We start from the raw sequence: 289 nt of genomic DNA on the forward strand, positions 1-289 counted from the left end.
GTATATTTTTGTACAAAATGCGGTCTTTCCACTTAGTTTTTTATAATCTTTTATAGAAGTTATAAAAGTAGGCATATCAAATAAACCCTGACGGGTTTCAATTTTTTTTAATATGCTACTTTATGATTAGAAGTGGTATACTCATAAACAACACCCAAAACATACTAAGATTAGTAGTGTAAACCAAGGCATTGGTTTACACTACTATTTTTTTATAGTAGAAGTGAAGAATAGGTCGCTTTGATATTAGGATTTTAAATCCGTACCCAAAACAGACCTTCTTCACTTA

It is taken from the genome of Bacillus pseudomycoides DSM 12442 (assembly GCF_000161455.1).
Taxonomy (GTDB): domain Bacteria; phylum Bacillota; class Bacilli; order Bacillales; family Bacillaceae_G; genus Bacillus_A; species Bacillus_A pseudomycoides.